The organism is Flavobacterium psychroterrae (assembly GCF_018380615.1).
In the GTDB taxonomy this organism is placed as follows: Bacteria; Bacteroidota; Bacteroidia; order Flavobacteriales; family Flavobacteriaceae; genus Flavobacterium; species Flavobacterium psychroterrae.
Window position 1 is genome coordinate 1 of sequence record NZ_JAGYVZ010000025.1, and the last position, 20,838, is coordinate 20,838.

Annotated in this window: 17 protein-coding genes and 2 pseudogenes; 6 read left to right on the forward strand and 13 right to left on the reverse strand. The window is 33.5% G+C overall.

The genetic code is table 11. From position 1 onward, the window contains the following. Nucleotides 1-109 (forward strand): annotated as a pseudogene (locus KHA90_RS20550) (IS982 family transposase); the annotation flags it as partial. Between the two features lie 274 nt (nt 110-383). Here the strand turns inward: KHA90_RS20550 and KHA90_RS20555 are convergent. Beyond that, on the reverse strand, nt 384-2,111 hold the full coding sequence (locus KHA90_RS20555; RefSeq protein WP_213305784.1) for a M14 family metallopeptidase: 1,728 nt from the start codon (nt 2,109-2,111) through the stop codon (nt 384-386). A 523-nt stretch (nt 2,112-2,634) separates the two neighbouring features. Here KHA90_RS20555 and KHA90_RS20560 point away from each other — a divergent pair. Both KHA90_RS20560 and KHA90_RS20565 read left to right on the forward strand, forming a co-directional pair. Beyond that, complete coding sequence (locus tag KHA90_RS20560; RefSeq protein WP_213305786.1) at nt 2,635-3,984, forward strand: DEAD/DEAH box helicase; 1,350 nt, start codon at nt 2,635-2,637, stop codon at nt 3,982-3,984. Between the two features lie 236 nt (nt 3,985-4,220). Continuing rightward, complete coding sequence (locus KHA90_RS20565) at nt 4,221-4,667, forward strand: hypothetical protein (protein WP_213305789.1); 447 nt, start codon at nt 4,221-4,223, stop codon at nt 4,665-4,667. Nucleotides 4,668-4,843: 176 nt separating this feature from the next. Here the strand turns inward: KHA90_RS20565 and KHA90_RS20570 are convergent, their stop codons facing one another. The 5 genes from KHA90_RS20570 to KHA90_RS20590 form a co-directional block, all read right to left on the reverse strand. Beyond that, on the reverse strand, nt 4,844-5,422 hold the full coding sequence (locus KHA90_RS20570; protein WP_213305792.1) for a PhnA domain-containing protein: 579 nt from the start codon (nt 5,420-5,422) through the stop codon (nt 4,844-4,846). Nucleotides 5,423-5,497: 75 nt separating this feature from the next. Beyond that, nucleotides 5,498-6,511, reverse strand: a complete 1,014-nt coding sequence (locus tag KHA90_RS20575; protein WP_213305795.1) for a hypothetical protein — start codon at nt 6,509-6,511, stop codon at nt 5,498-5,500. A gap of 31 nt (nt 6,512-6,542) precedes the next feature. Further along, nucleotides 6,543-7,001, reverse strand: coding sequence for a pantetheine-phosphate adenylyltransferase (coaD, locus tag KHA90_RS20580; RefSeq protein ID WP_213305798.1), 459 nt, complete (start codon nt 6,999-7,001; stop codon nt 6,543-6,545). A 102-nt stretch (nt 7,002-7,103) separates the two neighbouring features. Continuing rightward, on the reverse strand, nt 7,104-7,796 hold the full coding sequence (locus KHA90_RS20585; RefSeq protein WP_213305801.1) for a DUF421 domain-containing protein: 693 nt from the start codon (nt 7,794-7,796) through the stop codon (nt 7,104-7,106). Between the two features lie 191 nt (nt 7,797-7,987). Further along, the gene (locus KHA90_RS20590; protein ID WP_213305804.1) at nt 7,988-8,959 is read right to left on the reverse strand and encodes a D-alanine--D-alanine ligase; all 972 of its coding nucleotides are present in this window, start codon (nt 8,957-8,959) and stop codon (nt 7,988-7,990) included. A gap of 504 nt (nt 8,960-9,463) precedes the next feature. Here KHA90_RS20590 and KHA90_RS20595 point away from each other — a divergent pair. Then, nucleotides 9,464-10,087 (forward strand): PASTA domain-containing protein, encoded by a 624-nt coding sequence (locus KHA90_RS20595; protein ID WP_213305815.1) that lies wholly within the window; start codon nt 9,464-9,466, stop codon nt 10,085-10,087. Then, entirely contained in the window at nt 10,077-11,120 is a 1,044-nt protein-coding gene (locus tag KHA90_RS20600) for an RluA family pseudouridine synthase (protein ID WP_213305817.1), read from the forward strand. Before KHA90_RS20595 ends, KHA90_RS20600 begins: the two co-directional genes overlap by 11 nt. Before the next feature lie 131 nt (nt 11,121-11,251). Here the strand turns inward: KHA90_RS20600 and KHA90_RS20605 are convergent, their stop codons facing one another. From KHA90_RS20605 to KHA90_RS20635, 7 genes and pseudogenes are all read right to left on the reverse strand, one after another. Further along, the gene (locus tag KHA90_RS20605; protein WP_213305819.1) at nt 11,252-11,863 is read right to left on the reverse strand and encodes a family 16 glycoside hydrolase; all 612 of its coding nucleotides are present in this window, start codon (nt 11,861-11,863) and stop codon (nt 11,252-11,254) included. Between the two features lie 10 nt (nt 11,864-11,873). Beyond that, nucleotides 11,874-13,115, reverse strand: a pseudogene (locus KHA90_RS25745) (ATP-binding cassette domain-containing protein). 133 nt (nt 13,116-13,248) lie between these two features. Further along, nucleotides 13,249-14,094: a sulfurtransferase gene (locus tag KHA90_RS20615; RefSeq protein WP_213305821.1), complete on the reverse strand. Its 846-nt coding sequence runs from the start codon at nt 14,092-14,094 to the stop codon at nt 13,249-13,251. 28 nt (nt 14,095-14,122) lie between these two features. Continuing rightward, nucleotides 14,123-14,512, reverse strand: coding sequence for a DUF1398 domain-containing protein (locus KHA90_RS20620; RefSeq protein WP_213305824.1), 390 nt, complete (start codon nt 14,510-14,512; stop codon nt 14,123-14,125). Nucleotides 14,513-14,614: 102 nt separating this feature from the next. Next, the gene (locus KHA90_RS20625) at nt 14,615-15,607 is read right to left on the reverse strand and encodes an alpha/beta fold hydrolase (protein WP_213305827.1); all 993 of its coding nucleotides are present in this window, start codon (nt 15,605-15,607) and stop codon (nt 14,615-14,617) included. A gap of 103 nt (nt 15,608-15,710) precedes the next feature. Next, nucleotides 15,711-16,553 carry a maleylpyruvate isomerase N-terminal domain-containing protein gene (locus KHA90_RS20630; RefSeq protein ID WP_213305830.1) on the reverse strand — a complete coding sequence of 281 codons (843 nt, stop codon included), beginning with the start codon at nt 16,551-16,553 and terminating at the stop codon, nt 15,711-15,713. 7 nt (nt 16,554-16,560) lie between these two features. Further along, entirely contained in the window at nt 16,561-17,421 is an 861-nt protein-coding gene (locus KHA90_RS20635) for a mechanosensitive ion channel family protein (RefSeq protein ID WP_213305833.1), read from the reverse strand. A 382-nt stretch (nt 17,422-17,803) separates the two neighbouring features. Here KHA90_RS20635 and KHA90_RS20640 point away from each other — a divergent pair, with 382 nt between their 5' ends. Next, nucleotides 17,804-20,800 carry a LamG-like jellyroll fold domain-containing protein gene (locus tag KHA90_RS20640; protein WP_244860484.1) on the forward strand — a complete coding sequence of 999 codons (2,997 nt, stop codon included), beginning with the start codon at nt 17,804-17,806 and terminating at the stop codon, nt 20,798-20,800. Nucleotides 20,801-20,838 lie beyond the last annotated feature (38 nt).

The window sequence follows — 20,838 nt, forward strand, 5'->3', positions numbered from 1 at the left end:
TTTTAAAACAAGAATATTAGCAAAAATAGCAGCACTTACATTGGTTCAATATATTAACAAATTTATATTTGACAGACCAATTAATAATATTAAAAATCAAATAATTTAATTTCACCCAACGGGTTAATATTAATATTATCCATAAAGTTTTTTTCATAATTAATTCGTTTAAGTTCTACTATTGTTTTAGTGTCAAATATAGAAGCTTAAAGTATTGTAGTATTACGGAAATCCATAATATAAATTAAAGTGACTAATCTTTGTCAAAGTTTAAAACTTTGACAAAGATCTACACGAACAGCTTTGTGTCCCGATAGCTATCGGGATTGCATTTTAAATCTCACATAAAATTAAATCTTAGCGAACTTTGCGGTAAAAAAAAACTACAAAACCCTATAAACAGGATATTGCAAATGCGCCTTTTCATAATGTGCTGAATTTTTATAAATCCAGTTTAATTGCGCTTCAGAATTCTTAGCAAATTCGCGGTCATTTTGTTTTTTAGATTCTAATTCGGCTTTTAATGCTTGATTATCTTTTAAAAGTTTCGCCGCTGTATCTTCAAAAATATATTCTGAATAATGTTCTTTTTGCTGTAAAATAGGATCGAAGAAATTCCAGTTAAAGAACGAATCAACACCTTCCGGTTCAAAAGCTTCTACTAAATATTTTACGCCTTTTTGGTTTGTTGGAACTAAGTAATCACCTTTGGCGAAAGCCATTTTGATAATCTTAGAAGTTACAGTTGTATTTTGGTGTAAATAATGTCCTTCATAAGCATTCGGAACCGTTTTAAAACTCGCAATTTTATAACTTTCAACCTCAATAATCGTATCTTTTTTAAGTTGAGAATAGGTAATATTGTTATTCTTTAAAAGGTCAATAATATTCCAATAACCACGCGGAATGATATAAGCAGATGGAATCAAAACATCTTTTACAGATTTGAATTCCTTAATGTACGGAACGTCTTTTTTATACGGTTTGCTTCGGTCGTAATACAAACGATTTCCTGTTGTTGCTTCACTTTTTTTATAACCCGCTTCATATCCTAAAAACGAAAAAGTAGTGGCTTTTGTGCTGTCTAATTCCCATTTAAGGGTATACGGTTTTTTGGGTTGAAATTGCTCCAGATTTTTCACACGAAGCTCTTTGATTTTTTTATAATTCGCATCAGTAAAATCCAATGTTGATTTTGTGTATTCGTAAGTCATTTTTACACGTTCGGCATATTTTTTCAGCATATGCGTTTCAACTACAAAACCAATCGTATTAAACAACGAAGTATAACCCGTTGTATATCGCGGACTATCAACAAACTGACCAAAACCTTTGTCCGGAGTATCTTTAAATGAATCTACATAAGGCGTTGTTTCGATTTTCTTTTGCTGTAAATCTTTAACCAAAGCCGGCATCATTTCGTTATTCAAAAAATCGCCTAAAACAGTTCCTAACTTGTTATGCTGCGTCATAATATACGTTAGTTTATATTGATAATCAGATCCGTTGCTTACATGATTGTCAATGAAAACATCCGCATTTATCTTTTGGAAAATCTCCACAAAACTCTTCGTATTTCTGGTATCAGATTTCATTAAATCACGATTCAAATCATAGTTTCTGGCATTTCCTCTAAAACCATAAATTTCGGGTCCGTCCTGATTCGCTCTTGTGGTTGAATTTCGGTTTAATGCACCGCCAATATTATAAACCGGAATCGTAACCAAAACGGTATTTTTAGGCGCTTTTAGTTTTCCAATGGCTAAATCTCTATAAAATTGCATTGTTGCGTCGATTCCGTCCGGTTCTCCGGCGTGAATTCCGTTATTAATAAACAGAACCGCTTTGTTTTTCTGAATCTTTTCAAAATCAAATTCTTTGTCAGGATTGTAAACCACCATATGCAATGGTTCTCCGGAATCTGTCAATCCCATTTCCTTGATTTGAATTGTTGGAAAATCTTGCGCTAAAAGTTTAAAATACGCAATAGTTTCTTCATACGATGCCGATTGATTCCCGTTTCCTTTCTCAAAAAAAGTATCGTATTTTTTATTGTTTTGCCCGAAAATTGTGATTGTGAAAAGTAAAAAGAAAAAGGTAAAAAGCTTCATGGTTTTGGGTTTTTAATAGAAAAGTCAAATATAAAGTTTTATTTGTTTGCTTCGCCTATTCGACTTTCAGTCTCGGGTCAGGTTTCATGTTTCAGGTTGAAATGAGAGTAGAGTTGCTTTGGCATTTTAACGCAGAGAACGCAAAGTTTTTTATTCGTAAGATGGTATAAAAACACAGAGTTCACAAAGCCTTGTCTTTTATATACTTTGAGAGTGAAATTTTCCTATTTCTATTTGTTCGCAAAGCTTTGTGAACTTTGTGTTTTCTCAGCACAATCAAAACACAATCTTTTATAAAAACTTTGCGCGCTCTGTGTTAAAAACATTTCTATTTGTTCGCAAAGCTTTGTGATCTTTGTGTTTGTCAACATGATTTATATTAAAAAACTTTGCGTTCTCTGCGGTAAAATGCCAAAGTTGCTCTATTCTCATTTCAACTTGAAACCTGACCCGAGACTGAAAGTCGAATAGGCGAAGCAAACAAAGAAAACCTGAAACAACTTTTTTTGACTACTTTTGCAAAATGAATAAAAATCACCATTCCAATAACATACTTTCGAACTTAGGAATTGAAACCCTAAACGAAATGCAAGAAGTTGCGCAAGACGCAATTTTAAACGATAATAATGTATTACTGCTTTCTCCAACAGGATCAGGAAAAACATTGGCTTTTTTGTTACCTATTTTAGAATTATTACAGCCTGAAATTCTTTCGGTTCAATGTTTAATTCTAGTACCATCGCGCGAATTAGGTTTGCAGATCGAGCAGGTTTGGAAGAAAATGGGAACGCAATACAAAGTAAATATATGTTACGGAGGTCACTCGATTGATACTGAAATTAAGAATTTGAGTAATCCGCCCGCAGTTTTAATAGGAACTCCTGGAAGAATCGCTGATCATATTGACAGAGATACTTTCCGCACAGATAAAATTCAGACTTTAATTCTTGATGAATTCGACAAATCATTGCAATTAGGTTTCCATGAGCAAATGTCTTATATCATTGGAAAATTAACCAAACTAAACAAACGTGTTTTAGTGTCTGCAACTTCAGATATTGAAATTCCGAGATATACAAGAGTTGTAAATCCTACGATTTTAGATTTTATTCCTGAGCACGAAGAAAAAACTAATCTTTCGATGAAAATGGTGGTTTCTCCGGCAAAAGATAAATTAGGAAGTTTATATAATTTGATTTGTTCTTTAAAATCACAATCGGCTATTATTTTTTGTAATCACCGTGATGCGGCAGAACGTATTAGTGATACATTGAACGAAAAAGGAATTTATTCTACTTATTATCATGGCGGAATGGATCAGGACGAACGTGAACGTGCTTTGATTCAGTTTAGAAACGGAAGTATGAGCTATTTAATCACAACTGATTTAGCGGCTCGTGGATTAGATATTCCTGAAATGAAACACGTAATTCATTATCATTTACCTCTTAAAGAAGACGAATTTACACATCGTAACGGACGTACTGCACGTATGCAAGCTTCCGGAACCGCATATATTATCACTCACGAAAGTGAAAAACAACTCGATTATATTGACTACGGAATGGAAGTTTTGAAAGTCGAAAATTCAACTACTTTACCAAAACCACCAGAATACCAAACTATTTATATTAGCGGAGGAAAGAAAACTAAACTGAATAAAATTGATATTGTTGGATTCTTTTCTCAAAAAGGAAAATTGGAGAAAGGCGATTTAGGTTTGATTGAGGTTAAAGATTTTATTTCGTTCGCTGCCGTAAGATTTAATAAAGTGAAAGATTTACTGGACAATATTAAAGAAGAGAAAATGAAAGGCAAGAAATTTAAAATTGAAGTTGCCCGAAAAGTGGTTAAGAAAGAAGAAGAGAAGTAAAATTTTTACCATTTTCTGTATCTAAAAGCTTCAAAATACCGAATTTTTGACTGTTTTTTGATAATATGAAAGCTTTTGAGTAAGTTTTAAATATTTGAATTTCAGTATTTTACGTTGTTGTTTTTATGATTTGAACAAGATTCTTAATTTATTGTTAATAAATTAAATGATAAGGCTTTAATTTATCATATTTTCTGCGTTTCTTGCGCCCGTAAATAATAAACCCCAAATTAATTATGAAAAGAATTATTACGATTGCCATTTTGATGTTTAGCTTTGTTTCTTTTGCACAAATTAAAGTTATTGAAACTGTACCAGTTGAAAGATTAGGAAAAGTAAATAACAATTATATTCAAAAAATTGGAGATGAATATACTGTTTATTATACAAGTATCCAGAATGATGATGAATCATCAAGCTTGAGAAAATTTACATTCAAGAATGTAAATAATGATTATAATAGTCTTTATAGTATTATTGTAAATGGTTTTACTGCAAATCCTTTGTATGATATTAAATTAGAATTGCCAAATAACTATATTTGGTTGCATTACACAGGAAGTGTTCTTCCTGAGAAAGCTACAGTTCAGTTTATGGTTTCAAGCAAAGATGCATCTTCTGCTGCAAGCAACGTTTCTGAGCCACTTTTAAAAGATCAGATTAATAAATTATTTCAAAAATAATTTTTTTAGTTTCAGGTTTCAGGTTTTATTTGTTTCAAGTTAAAAATCTGTGGTTAGGAAATTTAAATATATTAAAAAAGGCTATTCAAGAATTTGAATAGCCTTTTTTTAGTTTGCAGCTTTCAGTCACAGTTTTCGGTGAGTAAAATAACTGAAAACTGTGACTGCGACTGAAGCTATATCTTCTTCACGTATTGCGTGATAATCACAATTTGTTGACCATCGACTTTTCCTTCAATATATTCAGCATTTTCATGGTCTAAACGAATGTTACGAACGGCAGTTCCTTGTTTGGCAACCATACTTGATCCTTTTACTTTTAGATCTTTTATTAAAACTACAGAATCTCCGTGTTCTAAAATTACACCATTACTATCACGGTGAATGATTTTATTTTCGTCTTCTTCGCCTTCTCCGGTTGCTTGCGCCCATTCCAGCGTATCTTGGTCTAAATACATCATGTCAAGTAATTCCTGAGGCCAGCCTGCAGAACGTAAACGGCTTAGCATTCTCCACGCTACAACTTGTACAGCAACGTTCTCGTTCCACATGCTGTCGTTTAGACATCTCCAGTGATTTAAATCGACATTATCAGGATTTTCAATCTGGTCAATACAAGTCGCACACGCCATTATGCTTTCGTCAAGTCCGCCTTTTTTAGTTGGTAATACCTCGTATACTTTTAGGTTTTCTTCAGCTGCACAAAGTTCACATTTTGATCCGCTACGTTTGTTTAATTCTCTTTCGATGCTCATTGTTTGGTGTTTATTTAAAATGCGAAATTACTTATAATAAGTCTGGGGTGCAAATTTATATTAAGACTTAAAATTCTAGTTTTTGAATATTATTTGGTCAAGGTTAATAATTGAAGTAGGATATGGAGAATATTCGTAATATTTTACTTCAATGCTGTTTTCAGTAATAAATTTTATTTTTTTATCACAGCCAGTCACGCAAGTTTCAGTATAAATTGGAAAATACATTTTTTTATTTTTATCAAATGCTATGATGTTGCCTCGAAAATAGGATACAATTTTGAAATTATTATTCTCTATACTTTCTGATTCTTCGTAGTTCCCTGTGAATTTGAATAAATTATCTTTATAATAAGTACTATATGTAGTATCCGAAACTTCGGAATGGCCGTTTGCTAAATGATTAGAAACATTATTGTCAGCCTCCCATTTTTGCACATAATTGGTGTAATGATCCTGATCTTCTGAAGTGTGAAATACCCATTTACTTTTATGAGCAAATTGATAAAGAACTTTTTTAATTTCTGGTTTTGAATTTAGGCTTTCATTTTCAATAAATTCTCCATCTATCGCTTCTTTACTGCGCAGAGTTGGTTCACCAGTATAGTCTAGTTTATAAAAATGGAGTGTTTTAATATCCAACATTATAAAAGCTACGTTTTCCTCTGTAACAGCATTTCCCATCTCAGTTTGATTGACAGATAAAAGAAGATATTCTTTATTATCAATGGTTGCTTTTTGGAAGCTTTCGTTGCCAATTCTAGTATAGGTAAACTTATTAGAAAATAAAGTGTCTTTTTTGACAAGTGTAAAATCGTTTCCTTTTTTTAAATATTGTGAAACTAGAATAAAATTCTTATCTCCGGCTAAAAAATATTTATCGTTTTCTATAGAACCGTATGTGGTAATTCTTATTTCCTCTGTGTTGTCTTTATTATTTGTTTTGTAAAGTACAGCCAGACTATCCAATTTGGATTTCTTATCAATTTCAATTTTGTCTTTAACTTTTGTTACTTTTTCTTCTTTTTTACAGGAAACCAGAACTGAAACGGAACAAATTATAAGAATAATAATAGCTTTTATTTTCATCTATGATAATGTCTGTGTACTTTTAAAAACCTTATTTTTTTACTCTTACTGCATCTGGAACCAGCATTTCATATTCTCCGCCATTGCGCAATACATCGCGAACAATACTTGAACTTATATAAGATGTGCTTGCAGCGGTTAATAAAAATACCGTTTCTATTTTAGAAAGTTTTCTGTTGGTATGTGCAATGGCTTTTTCGAATTCGAAATCGGCGGGATTGCGAAGACCTCTTAATATAAAATGGGCTTTTTGTTTTTTTGCTAAATCTATCGTCAAGCCTTCATAAGTGATAACCGAAATTTTTGGTTCGTCTTTAAAAGTTTCTTCTATGAATTGTTTTCTTTCTTCGAGTGAAAACATATATTTTTTTTCGGCATTTACACCAATAGCAATTACGATTTCATCAAATAAAGAAATTCCTCTTTTAATTATATCTTCGTGACCTAAGGTAATTGGATCAAATGATCCCGGGAATATGGCTTTTTTCATTTCTTTTCTTTTTGAGGTTCAAAGGTTCAGAGTGATAAAGGTTCAAAGTTTGAATATTTTGAAGCTTTTTGGGATTTGGAATTTAAATTTTGGAATTTATTTTTACGTTATTCTGAGTGTTTTTAAAGCCGGAACCCATTCGTCTTTTTTGCAGACTTCGCATTTTGCAGTTCCTGATTTTTGTTCTTCGGTATGACCACAAAATGTGCAGGCGTGAATACCATCTGAAGAAATTATTTTACTTTTTTTATTGAATGCTGCGGGTAGAATAGGAAGTCCGTATTTTACTTCATCGTCTTCATAAAAAAATACACTTATTTCTCCGCTGGTTTCTATAAAGGCATGTTTTACTTGACCGAGATGTTCAATAGATTTTATTCGAAGTTCAGAGAAAAATTCGTCTTGTGCTAAACTTTCTTTTTTGAAAGTGGCAATAGAAAATTTTCCGTTATTGATTAAACATTCTGTTTTGCCTTCTATAAATTCTTCAAACTTCTTGCTTTTTCCGGTAAGCCAGGTTACTGATCGGTATAAAATGATAATTACGGTAAAAACGATTGCTGCAGGAACAATACCTACATCTTCATAAAACATAGGGTCTCCGGCAGCAGAACCTAACGCAATAATAATTACAGTTTCGAAAATTGACAATTGTTTTACACCTCGTTTTCCAGCTAATTTTAATGTCAGCAATAAAATGATGAACATAACTGTTGAACGAAATATTACTTCCAATGCAAAGTTTGCGGGAAGATTGTTGTAAAAAAGTCTATTCCATTCAAAGATTTCTTTCATTTTTTTGAGGGACTAAGTTGCTAAGGTTCTGAGTTGCTAAGTTTTTTTTAGGTTAAAGGGCTCAGAGTTGCAAAGGTTTTTGTTTAGGGGCTAAGTTATTGAGTTTGACTCCGCTCAGTCTGATAATATTAATACATTAAAAAAGGCTCTGAGATCTTATTAACTTAACATCTCAGAACCTTAGTAACTTTTTAAGCCAACGCTAACTCAATTGCATTGGTGAATAAATCTTCAAGAGATATTCCGGCGGCTTTGGCTTGTTGCGGAATCAAACTTTCGGTTGTTAGACCTGGAATTGTGTTCATTTCAAGCATATATGGTTCGTTGTCTACAATGATGAATTCACTTCGTGAAAAACCTTTCATTTTCAACACTTCGTAGGCACGTTTTGCCGTTTCTGCTACTTTTTGTGTTAATTCATCAGAGATTCTGGCTGGTGTGATTTCTTGTGATTTTCCTTCGTATTTGGCTTCGTAATCAAAGAAATCATTGTCAGAAACAATTTCGGTGATTGGTAAAACTTTTATTTCTCCCTGGTAATTGATTACTCCAACAGAAACTTCGGTGCCGTCAAGGAAACTTTCTATGATGATTTCATTGTCTTCTTTATAAGCTACTTCAATTGCAATTGGCAATTCAGCTTCTGATTTTACTTTTGAAATTCCGAAACTTGAACCTGCTTTATTTGGTTTTACGAAACATGGTAGCCCTACTTTTTTGACGATTTCGGCTGTATTGATAACGTCACCTTTATTCAGGTAATAAGAGATTGCTGTTTTGATTCCGTATGGTTTTAAAACCGATAATAAATCACGTTTATTAAAGGTAAGTGCCGCTTGGTAATAATCGCATGACGATTGCGGAATACCTAATAATTCAAAATACGCCTGCATTAACCCATCTTCTCCCGGAGTTCCGTGAATTGCATTGAAAACACAGTCAAAAGTAATTTTTTGGTCATTTACGGTTACAGAGAAATCATTTTTATCAATTGAAAATTCGGCGTTGTTTTCGTCTACATAAACCCATTTTTCTTTAAAAATATGAATACGGAATCCGTTGTATTTTGTTTTGTCAAGATATTGGTGAACGACGTTTCCGCTAATAAGTGAAATTTTATATTCGCTTGAATATCCGCCCATTATGATGGCTATGTTTTTCATTGATTTTGATGTTTAATCGTTTATTTGTTTAGTTGCTTAACCGTTTATTTGTTTAGTTGTTTTTTTGCCACGAATTTCACTAATTTCCGCGAATTTAAATCTGTGTCTATCTGCCTTAATCTGTTAGATCTGCGTGCCATTTCGTTCAGTTTGTCATTTCGACGAAGGAGAAATCAAATCCAGAGAGCACGCACTTTGCATGAGTTAATAGTGTGATTTCTTCTTCGAAATGACAAAAAGAAAAATAATTTTTTTATGAAACCTAAAGTCCTAGCCCTGATGGAAGCGGCATCCTTTTTAGGGCTTCTTTAGCCGGGAAAAGATATAGCGTACAGCAGGAAATAGCTCCGGAAAATTTAAATTCCAATTTTGAAATTCCAAATTCCAAAAATCATCCTTGACTTCGCTCAGGATGACAATCAGAATACTTTCTTGTTTAAAACAAAATTATCATTTTTTTTGAAACGAAATAGGTTTATCTTTGCCACAACTAAAAATAAATTTATGACTTTACGTAAGTATTTAACAAGCCGTGTGTTTTTTGTACAAATCTTGATTGCGGCTGCAATTATTGCAGTTTTGGGTTATTTGTTTATGCATTGGCTGACTTTTACAACTGATCATGGACATGAAATTGCTGTTCCTAATTTATCTAAATTGACGGAGGAACAGGTTGAAGCAAAATTAGACGATTTAGACTTGGACTATGTGCTTTTGGATAGTGTAGATTACCGAAGTGAATTTCCTAAATACAGTGTTGTTGAGCAAGATCCGTTGCCGGGAACGATGGTAAAAGTGGGAAGAAAAATATATATTAAAATTAATGCATCAGGATTTTCATCTGTAAAAATTCCTGATTTAATAGAGAAAACGTATCGTGAAGCGGTTCCAACTTTAAAGGCTTTAGGGCTTGAACAGGGAACGATTACTTATATCCCTAATCTTGGAAAAGATATGGTTTTAGAGATGCGTTATAAAGGTAGAAACTTAAAAGTAGGAGACCGCGTGCTGAAAGCGTCTAAAATCGATTTGGTTTTAGGTGACGGAAAAGCAAGTTATGTAGATGAAAGTCAGGCGACAGACAGTACAGCTGCGCCAACTACTGAAACCCCAAAAGATGAACAATAATATTGAAAATTTAGATCTGGAAGACGAATTATACGAACATTTTAGATTTGAAGTCCCTAAAGGTCAGGCGTTTTTGCGTATTGACAAGTATTTAATGAATTTGATTCAAAATGCGACACGAAATAAAATTCAGAATGCCGCTACTGAAGGAAACATTTTTGTAAATGATATTCCTGTAAAATCAAATTATAAGGTAAAACCACTTGATGTTGTGACGGTTATGTTAACGCATCCGCCATTTGAAAACCATATTCTGCCGGAAGATCTTCCGATAAATATTGTGTATGAAGATGATGCTTTGTTGTTGATTAACAAGGAACCGGGAATGGTTGTTCATCCGGGTCACGGAAATTATACTGGAACTCTGGTAAATGCTTTGGCGCATCATTTTGATAATTTGCCAATGAACAGCAGCGAACGCCCAGGTTTGGTTCACCGAATTGATAAGGATACGTCCGGACTTTTGGTTGTGGCAAAAACGGAAGCTGCAATGACGCATTTGGCGAAACAATTTGAAGCTAAAACTTCTGAACGTGAATATATTGCTCTTGTTTGGGGAAATGTTGCCGATGAGGAAGGAACGATCGAAGGAAACCTCGCAAGACACTTAAAAGACCGTATGCAAATGGCTGTTTTTGCTGATCCTGAAATTGGAAAACCGGCAATTACGCATTATAAAGTATTGGAACGTTTTGGTTATGTTACTTTGATTTCCTGCAGATTAGAAACGGGAAGAACACACCAGATTCGTGCGCATTTGAAACACATCGGGCATCCGTTATTTAATGACGAGCGTTATGGCGGTCATTTAATTTTGAAAGGAACTACGTTTACAAAATACAAACAGTTTATCGAAAATTGTTTTAAAGCTTTACCACGTCAGGCTTTGCATGCTAAAACACTTGGTTTTGTGCATCCTACAACTGGCGAAATGATGCGTTTTGATACTGAATTACCGCAAGATTTTCAAAATTGTATTGAGAAATGGCGTAATTACGGAAAGACGCATAATATGGAAGAGGAAGAGAATTAATTAGATAATTTGTCAATTAGATAATTTCTTATAATTAAAAAGCTCCTGTCGGAGCTTTTTTTGTTTTTACCATTAAGATATTAAGCTTTGAACTTATTTTTCTTAATTTCTTAATGGTTTAAAAACTTTTATTAAAGACTTTTAATTGTTAAGTCGGTTATTTTGACTTCGCCGTTTGTGATGAAACCTAGTTTTCCCTGTTGGCTTAAGTTGCTTTTTTCAAGGGAACATTCTAACGTGGTTTCGTTATTTACAGAGAAATGTAATTGGTTATTCAGCACTTTAATTTTTACCGTGTACCATTTGTTATTTTCTAGTTTCATTGGTTTTTTAAATAGAGTAGGACCGCCACGTTTTTCATATTCGTCACTTCCTTTTTTGTAAACTCCTCTGCCAATCACGATATTCTGATCAATTTGATAGAGATAAGTTCTAATATATTGTTCTTTTTCGATGTTCAACATAATCTCGAACAAGGATTCTTTTGTCATGTTTACTTTAAAATCAATTTCATAATTCTCAGGAAGTTCCTTTTTAGATTCTATGACTGCCCAATGCATTGGGCCGCCAATTCCTTTTAATGTATCTTTTTCAAGAAACCATTCTTTTGGATTTGATTTCCATTCTGATTTTAATGTGGCATTTTCGTTTATTTTGTATTCTTTTTTGGTGGTTGAAATTGTCCCGCAACACGAAATAAGTATTAGCGGAAACAATAATAATGCGAGATATTTAATTTTCATTTTTATGTTTTTAATTTAACTCCGAATGGTATTTTATTTTACCAATTGATCCTGTTGCAGTTGGCAAAAGTTCAAAAACCGAAGTAGGAGCAAGACCATTTTCCATGCGATGTGACACATATAAAATAGTAACATTTGTTTCTTGTTTGATGGTATTGATTAGCTGAATGACCAAATCGACATTTTCATCGTCTAAACCTTCTACAGGTTCATCTAAAATCAATAATGGAGGATGTTTTAAAACGGCACGAACAATTAGTGCAACTCTTTGCTGACCAATAGAAAGATCGATAAAACGTTTTTTACGCAAATGGCTCATTTCAATTACTTCAAGCCATTGTGCAACAGTTTGTTTTTGTAAAGTTGTAGGTTAAATATATAAACCTATAGAATCGAAAAATCCTGACAGAATCATTTCTTCTAAAGTATGCCCTTTTTGAAATAAGTCAGTCATGGAAGTCGCGAAAATTCCAATTTGCTTTTTAATATCCCAAACGCTTTCACCGGTTCCTTTTTTTCTTCCGAATAAATGTAAATCCTGTCCGAAACCTTTTGGATTATCTCCTGTAATCAAAGATAGGATTGTACTTTTTCCGGAACCATTTGGACCAATTAACTGCCAGAATTCGCCTTGCTTAATTGTCCAGGAAATAGTATCAACAATTTTGCGATCATCGTAGCTTACCGAAACATTTTCCATTTTGATTAATACACTTTCGTGGAAGGAATGTAGTTCAACCGCTTTTGGAATTGCCGATGTATTTAAGGTTTTAAAATGACTTTCGGTTTTTGAAATAGGATGTAATTCAAATGTATTGTCTTTTATTTGCGCTTTGTTTGGAACAAAATGAAGCACATCTGTAACACGATTTACGATCTGGATAATGGCAATTTCATCTGTTAAATCTTTTAAAGATTCGGCTAAAATTACACGCGAAGCCTGATCTAAATGATCAAACGGATTATCGAAAATAATGAAATCAGGTTTTTGATTAATGCAGTATTTCAGAAATTCTTTTTTGCGTTCGCCGGACGAAAAAGTTCTCAATTGTCTGTGTGATTCCGGTGATGCTTCTACAATATCGTATTGGTATTCTTTTTTGATGAATTTCTCAATTGCAATGTCTGAAAACAGAATTCCTTTCTGGTTATTAAAAACGGCTAATTCTCCTTTGGCTTCGCCGGAAATTAAAGTTTGTATAAAAGCTTTTTTATTTACCTGATTCGATAAAAGTATATCCCAATGCTGCATTTTAAGGTATTTTTAGTTTTGAATTTTTTCTGCCACAGATTAAAAGATTAAAAAGGATTAATCATTCTAATCTGTGAAATCTGTGGCAAAAAAGTATTTTAAGCAGACATATCTTTGAGGTATGTTTTGCTGTTTATTTGGTTTCTTTTGTTGCCATTTCGCGATCATTTCTCGACCATTCGCTCCAGGATCCTACATATAATTTAGGAATAGGAATTCCGGCGTAATCCATCGCTAATAAAGTATGGCAGGCGGTAACTCCGGAACCGCAATGCACGATTATATTTTGTGGTTTTTTATCACCTAAAACTTCAGAATATTTTTTAGCTAAAACTTCTGCTGATTTGAAAAATCCATCTTCATCTAAATTTTCGCTAAACGGAACATTTATTGCGCCCGGAATATGTCCGGCAATTAAATCCAGAGGTTCTGTCAAACCATCAAACCGATTTTTATCTCTAACATCAATCACAATATTTTGGTCATTATTTCGGGCTTTTTCTACTTCATCTATATGTGCCTGAGATAATTTCCATTCTGATATTGGATAATTTTCTGTTGGTTCAAAATCTTCAATTTTTGAACTTACAGGAAAACCAATTTTTATTGCAGCTTGCAAACCTCCATTTAAAACCTGAACTTTTTCGTGACCAACGGCACGCAACATCCACCAAAATCGTGCAGCTGCATTTGATCCGTTTTTGTCGTCGTAAATTATAACGTGACTTGAAGGTGAAATCCCGAGGTTTGAAAGTACATTAGAAAATTTCTTGAATGCTGGCAAAGGATGTCTTCCTCCGCTTGACGGATCATTTTCTACTGCTGCTAAATCCCGATTTAAATCGACATAACGGGCACTTTTTAAATGTTCGTTTTGATAATTTTCTTCAGAATTAATTCCTGCTCTGGCATCCACTAAAATAATTTCAGACGAATCTTTTAATTTTAGTAAATCTTCAGGGTTTATAATTGGTTCCATTATAGTGTAATTGAATTGTTTTGAGAAATTAACCCGGAATTTTCTCGATCAATATTTCGTTATTTGCTTTGTCGAAATAGGTACAAGTCATTTCAAGAATATCAATACGCCATTTTGCAATTCCGGATTGTGCGGCATGATTGCAAAACGTTAAATAATCAGTTTGACCGTCCTGATGCATTACTAAAAATTCGATAAAACGTTCTTTATTAGCGACTGGCGCAATCTGAATTTCAGGATATTTTTCGTCTGATGAAACCGTGTAACCATTTACGCCGTAATATTCTACATTTCCATTATTGACAAATGTGTCATATCCTTTTACGCCCAGAATTATAAGGTCTTGTATATAATTTGGAAAATCTGCACCGCTTTGTACTTTCGCATGTGCTTCTTTTATTTGTTCGATTGTAAACATGTGTTTTAGTTTTTAAGTTAAAGTTTGCCACGAATTTCACGAATTATAACATTATACAAATAAAAATTCGCGTTAATTCGTGAAATTAGTGGCTAAAAAAAATTATTGTTTTAAAAATACGATTAATGGTTTTATAAACTGGTCAAAAGATTCTATATGCGGTAAATGTCCGGTGTTAGGAACTTCGACTAATTTTGAATTCGGGATTGTCTTTTGAGTTTTTTTGCCTAGTTCGAGATAGTTACCCATTGTTTTTCTAACTTCTTCAGATACCAGAGGTTTTCCTATTGCGGTTTTATCTCTTGTTCCGATGATTAAAAGCGTTGGACTCTTGATGTTTTTGAATTCGTATAAAACAGGCTGTGTGAAAATCATGTCATACATCAAAGCCGAATTCCAGGCTACTTTTGCATAATCCGGAGCTGTTGTCCAGCCTGCACCAAGTTCAGCCCATTTTTGAAAATCGGCGTTCCATTTTCCATCATAATAATTCGCCATTTGGTAGCTTTTTATGTTCTGATAATTTTGCTTTAATTCAGATTCGTACCACCAATCTACGGGTTTATAAGGCACAACAAGTTTCCAGTCTTCTAAACCAATTGGGTTTTCAAGAACCAGTTTTTCGGTAGTTTCAGGATACATCAAGGCAAATCTTGTCGCTAACATTCCGCCCATAGAATGCCCTAGAATGGTTGTTTTTTGAATTCCTAAATGGTCGAGTAATTTTTTAGTATTTTCTGCTAATTGCTGAAAAGTATATTGGAAATTATCCGGTTTAGATGATTTTCCAAAACCTATCTGATCCGGAACAATTACTCTGAAACCTTCTTTGGTCAATGCTTTAATTGTAGTTTCCCAATAAGCGCCATTGAAATTTTTACCATGCAGTAAAACGATATTTTTGTTGTTATAATTATCCGGTTTAATATCCATATACGCCATTTTAAGATATTGGCGCTGATTGCTCAATTCTAGAAACTGAACGGGAAACGGATATTCATAATTGGTTAAATTAATATCCAGCGCTTTTACATTTTCCTGCTGCGAAAAGCAAAAAAACGGAAGCAGTAAAAGAATAAGTTTTATATTTTTCATTTTTTGAATGTATTTCGTTTTTCGAGTATTTATAAAATTAAAGTTAACGATTTTAAAATCAAAAAATAAAATCTTAAAATTATCAGAAAATATCTACTGGGAATTATGCCATTACGGCTATAATATTCAAAGCAATTTCAGCTAATTTTCTATCTCCTGAAATTTCAACTTTTTCTTTAGCTTCAGCCGGAGCCATTCCTTTTGAGAATAATAGCCACGCATCAATTGGATCAATTTTAATAGTTGCAGTTGGTTTAATATCAGATTGTTCAAAGAATCGCCAATGATCTTCTTCTTTAATGATATTCCATTGACCGCCAATTTCAGTATTTACAATTAGCGTAACAATGGTCCCTTTTTCTGCTTCTGTATCTTTATAAGTATGTGGTAATGCATACATAAATGTACTGATGAAAGGATGAAATAACTCTTTTGTTAAAAGCGCTTGTTTACCCACGGCATTCCTAATTTGCTGTTGATGAAGGAATTTTTCAGTGTATTCCCTTGCGGTATGAAACCAGTTTAACGACGTTTCTTCACCAGCCCATGCAACTGAAAATAAAGCATTTTCTAAAGGATTTAATGTTTGTAAATGGTCTGAATATTGCTTTCCTGTAGTTTCTAATAACTGTGTCAAAACAATAGGACTAAGTCGTTTTGTTGCATTTGTCCATGTCATATTAAGCTGATTTAAAAAAGCAACTAAATCTTCGTAGGAATTTATATTTTCAGGTTTTTCTCCAAAATAATGATCTTTGGATATCGACAAACCTCTTAAATTTCCGTCGAGTAAATGGGAAGCAATGTCTTTTACGGTCCATTTTCTGGCAACAGTTTGCATATTCCATTCTTCCTCAGTTAATGATTTTAAAAGTTCGATTAACAATTTATCTAATATCGCAAAAAGATGTAAAGTTTTAATAGGTACAATTTGCAAAGCTGCCATAACAGAATTATTTTTTAGAAATGTTTGTGTCGTTATTTTTTATAGTCACGACTTGTTGCGGATACGGAATATCGATCTTGTTTTCGTCAAAACGTTTTTTGATACTTTGTAATAAATCACAATACATTACAAATCCATCTGTAGAATTTTTTGCCCAGGCCCAGGCTTTCAATGTTACGCTTGAATCTGCGAGTGCAACAACACGAGCGATTACTAAAGGCGTTTTTTGCTTTTTATTTTCGGCAGTTCTGGTGTCAATAAAAAACGGATGTTTGGCAACTTCATCTTTCATGATTTCTAATGCATTTTCGACATTAGATTCATAACCAATTCCAATTTCAATTATTTTACAGCATTTTGTATCGTGCATATTCGTATTCACAATAATCTGATTGCTAATAACCGAATTTGGAATTATGATTCGGTTATTTTCAGCATCTTTTAGAACCACTTGTCTTAAATTGATATCTTCAACTGTGCCAACAAAATTGTTGATGGTGATTTTATCATTGATTCTGAAAGGTTTGAAAATTACCAGAAAAATTCCGCTTACAATATTGCTTAAGGCTTGTTGAGAAGCCAAACCCGCCACTAACGAAATAACTCCGGCTCCGGCTAAAAACGAATGTCCAATGATTTTAAATTCAGGAATTTGAATCAAAGCAAAGGCAAATCCTAAAATATAAATTACGGTTATGATTAAGTGTTTTAAAAATCTAAAACCCGTGGCGTCATATTCCTTATTACTTAATTTCCTGTACAAAAAATAACGCAATACTTTATCTGTAATGGCGCCTAAAACTACAGTAATAACCGCTATTATGGCAATGAAAATCCCAATTCTAAAGTCTTTAATGTAATCAATCATACGTTTTAATTTTTAAGAAAAAATCCGAAAATAGCTATTATAATTTTGGATTAGTAATTTATATGAAATGACTCTTTGATTTATAATCTATTTCAAAGTTGGAAAAGCTAATTTACGAAGTTTAGCTGTTTCTAGGATTTATAATTGTTACAATCAGTAAATTATTATGTAATAAGATTTTTTGTTACAATCTTTAAAGTAAAGTATGCAAAAAGACATATTCTCTGATTTTAAATTGATTTGAGTATTTAATGATTCAGTTTCATTGTGGAATGTTTAACGTGTTGATATTTAGAATTGTAAATCAGGATAGGACAGGACGGTCTCTTTTGGGCTTATGGCTAATTTGGTTATAACTATTTAACCATTATAACCGTTTACTATGAAAAGAATTACCTTAAGGTTTAAGCATTTGCTTAAAATTTTTATGATTTTTGGTTTACTCACAACCATTTACGATTTAAAAGCGCAAACGTTAGCTTTTCCTGAAGCTACAGGTTTCGGACGTTTTACTACTGGCGCACGAGGTGCTGCAAATCCACAAATTTATTTAGTGACAAATTTAAACGATAGCGGAGCGGGTTCGTTTCGGGATGCTGTGAGTCAGGAAGGCAGATTTGTGATTTTTAAAGTTGGTGGTATTGTCAATTTGCAAACTCAGATTGCTGTAGCAAGCAACACCACTATTGCGGGTCAAACTGCAACCGGTGAAGGAATTGTATTTTTAGGACCACGCGTTTCATTTTCAGGAGCGAGTAATACAATCGCAAGATATCTCAGGATTCGTTACGGCGGAACTGCTCAAAATCAAGATGCATCAGGAATTTCAAGCGGTGCTAATTTAATTTTGGACCACATGACTTTTACCTGGGGAACTGATGAAGTTTTCTCTATCAATTGGGATAATAAAGGTATAAGTCCGGATAATATTACGATTCAAAATTCAATTATTGGGCAGGGATTGCATCGTCATAATCATTCGGCTGGAGGATTGATGCAGCCTTCCGGCGGAAAAATAAGTTTGATTGGAAATTTGTACATCTGCAATAAAACCCGAAACAACAAAATAAAAGGAATCAATGAGTTTGTAAATAATGTGGTTTACAATTGGGGGAATTACGGCAATACTTACGGACACACTGAATCTGGAGACGCTTATATTATGGGCGGAGATTCCGCAGGAAGTTCTGATGTTAATATCATCAATAATTATTTTATTGGCGGACCAAATACCAGCACAACGATTACGACGCCGTTTAATAGAGGAAATGATAATTTCTCTTTGTACGGTGCCGGAAATTATTTTGATAATAATAAGGACGGAATCTTAAATGGGACTTTGGTTCCGGCAGATTTAACGGGATATCCTACGGGAAGTGCATCGACGATTTTGTCCACGCCATATGATTATCCTATGAAAAATACAACCCTTTCAGCTGTAGATGCTTATAATAAAATTGTGCAAAATGTTGGCGCTTCTTACCCAAGACGAGATCAGGTTGAAGATTTAATGATTACTGATTTAATGTCTAAAGGAACAACTGCGACTTATGTTTACGTTCAAACGGATCTAACGCAGAAATTTGGTTTTATAAACGGTGGCGCAGGACATGTTTATGGCGCTCCGGCTCCTTTAGATACTGATAATGACGGAATTCCTGATGCCTGGGAAGATGCAAATGGTCTTGATAAAAATACTGCCGATGCTTTATTGGTAAGTACAAATCATGCGCCTTATTTGAATATTGAAGTCTATATTAACGGATTGACAAATGAAACTCCTCCTGATTTTATTATTCCGCCATCTGATATTACTTTTACGAATTTGGTTTCTACCGAAATTCCGGCTTCAAGTTCTTTGACTCTGAATTGGGGAGATAATGCCACAAATGAAGAGAATTATGTTTTAGAACGTTCTTCAAACGGAACTGATTTTACTTTAATTGCAACTTTAGGAGCTAATACGACAAGTTATGTCGAAACAAATTTGATCCCCAATACTCCATATTATTATCGTATTAAGGCAACAAATAGTTCAGGATCCTCTGTTTATAATACAATTGCAACGATAACTACACCGCCAATTCCGTCAGCGCCAACAAAAGCAATTTCTCCAACTCCTGCAATGGGATTTAATAATGCTGAATTATCAAACGGAAATGTAACTTTAAAGTGGAGTGGAAGTTCAAATACGATTAATTACGCTGTATATTTTGGAACAGATGTTTCAAATTTAACCAAGTTGGCTGATGTTTCGTATGTCGCTAATCCATCATATCAGGTTACGGGTTTAAATCCGGCAATAAATTATTATTGGAGAATTGACGCTTCAAATACTAAAGGAATTGCAACGGGCGATGTTTGGAGTTTTCGTGCCATAACGCCAAGTCTTGTTGGTCATTGGCCGTTTAAGGAAACAGCATTACAAGGCGAACAAATTGAAGATATTACAAGGTATGCGAATCACGGTTTATTAGATGCAAATTTTGATAATACAACTGTAAGAGTTCCCGGAAAGGCAAATAATGCGATTGATTTTTCGACATCTTTAAATAATAAATCAATGGTCAATATCCCGAATCAGGATTATTTATTATTTGATAAAAATTCGTTTACGGTTTCATTCTGGATGAAAGCTGCTCCGGCTTTATTGCCAGGTTCTTCATCAACGAGTATTTATTTATTATGCAAAGGATCATTTACCAAAAATGCCACAACTGGTGCAACTGGAAAAAGATATAATATAGAAGTTAAAGGCGGTTTATTGCGTTTTGCAATTGATGATGATGTCACAAAAAGAGAATTAACCACGGCTGCAGCAAAATATTTTACGGGAGATTGGGTCAATGTGGTTATTATGAGAGATGTAATTGCACATAAAATGAGAATTTATACTAATGGCATTTTTTCGGCTGAACTTGATGAATCGACAGTTACCGGAATTGCTGAACCAACTGATTTGATAATAGGAAACATTGGTGAACTTGAATTATCATCCGGTACGGCTCCGGCGCCATATAAAGGTCAGTTTGATGAACTTCAACTATTTAATTATCCTTTGAATGCTAGCGAGGTTTTAGGTTTGTACACTCAGGTTTTTTTGAGTACGGATGAATTTAGCCAAAACAAAAACAATGTAATTGTTTATCCTAATCCTGTAAAAGATCAAATTTTCATTAATATCCCGAATCATAATTTATCTTTTGCAACGGCTACTTTGAGCGATATGACAGGAAAAATTATTATTAAGGAAAAAATATATTCTGATGGAAATGGCGTTTTTTCTCTAAATATTGCCAATAAAAAAGTGAGAGGAATTTATATGCTTACTATTTCGGGCGAAGGTTTAAATCGCAGTTTTAAAATTGTGACTGAATAAGAAATAATCTGTTTTTATAAATAAAAAACCGTTACAAA

Coding starts and splice junctions, on each gene's coding strand:
- KHA90_RS20555 (WP_213305784.1), bottom strand. CDS start 2,111: ATGAAGCTTTTTACCTTTTTCTTTTTACTTTTCACAATCACAATTTTC.
- KHA90_RS20560 (WP_213305786.1), top strand. CDS start 2,635: ATGAATAAAAATCACCATTCCAATAACATACTTTCGAACTTAGGAATT.
- KHA90_RS20565 (WP_213305789.1), top strand. CDS start 4,221: ATGAAAAGAATTATTACGATTGCCATTTTGATGTTTAGCTTTGTTTCT.
- KHA90_RS20570 (WP_213305792.1), bottom strand. CDS start 5,422: ATGAGCATCGAAAGAGAATTAAACAAACGTAGCGGATCAAAATGTGAA.
- KHA90_RS20575 (WP_213305795.1), bottom strand. CDS start 6,511: ATGAAAATAAAAGCTATTATTATTCTTATAATTTGTTCCGTTTCAGTT.
- coaD (WP_213305798.1), bottom strand. CDS start 7,001: ATGAAAAAAGCCATATTCCCGGGATCATTTGATCCAATTACCTTAGGT.
- KHA90_RS20585 (WP_213305801.1), bottom strand. CDS start 7,796: ATGAAAGAAATCTTTGAATGGAATAGACTTTTTTACAACAATCTTCCC.
- KHA90_RS20590 (WP_213305804.1), bottom strand. CDS start 8,959: ATGAAAAACATAGCCATCATAATGGGCGGATATTCAAGCGAATATAAA.
- KHA90_RS20595 (WP_213305815.1), top strand. CDS start 9,464: ATGACTTTACGTAAGTATTTAACAAGCCGTGTGTTTTTTGTACAAATC.
- KHA90_RS20600 (WP_213305817.1), top strand. CDS start 10,077: ATGAACAATAATATTGAAAATTTAGATCTGGAAGACGAATTATACGAA.
- KHA90_RS20605 (WP_213305819.1), bottom strand. CDS start 11,863: ATGAAAATTAAATATCTCGCATTATTATTGTTTCCGCTAATACTTATT.
- KHA90_RS20615 (WP_213305821.1), bottom strand. CDS start 14,094: ATGGAACCAATTATAAACCCTGAAGATTTACTAAAATTAAAAGATTCG.
- KHA90_RS20620 (WP_213305824.1), bottom strand. CDS start 14,512: ATGTTTACAATCGAACAAATAAAAGAAGCACATGCGAAAGTACAAAGC.
- KHA90_RS20625 (WP_213305827.1), bottom strand. CDS start 15,607: ATGAAAAATATAAAACTTATTCTTTTACTGCTTCCGTTTTTTTGCTTT.
- KHA90_RS20630 (WP_213305830.1), bottom strand. CDS start 16,553: ATGGCAGCTTTGCAAATTGTACCTATTAAAACTTTACATCTTTTTGCG.
- KHA90_RS20635 (WP_213305833.1), bottom strand. CDS start 17,421: ATGATTGATTACATTAAAGACTTTAGAATTGGGATTTTCATTGCCATA.
- KHA90_RS20640 (WP_244860484.1), top strand. CDS start 17,804: ATGAAAAGAATTACCTTAAGGTTTAAGCATTTGCTTAAAATTTTTATG.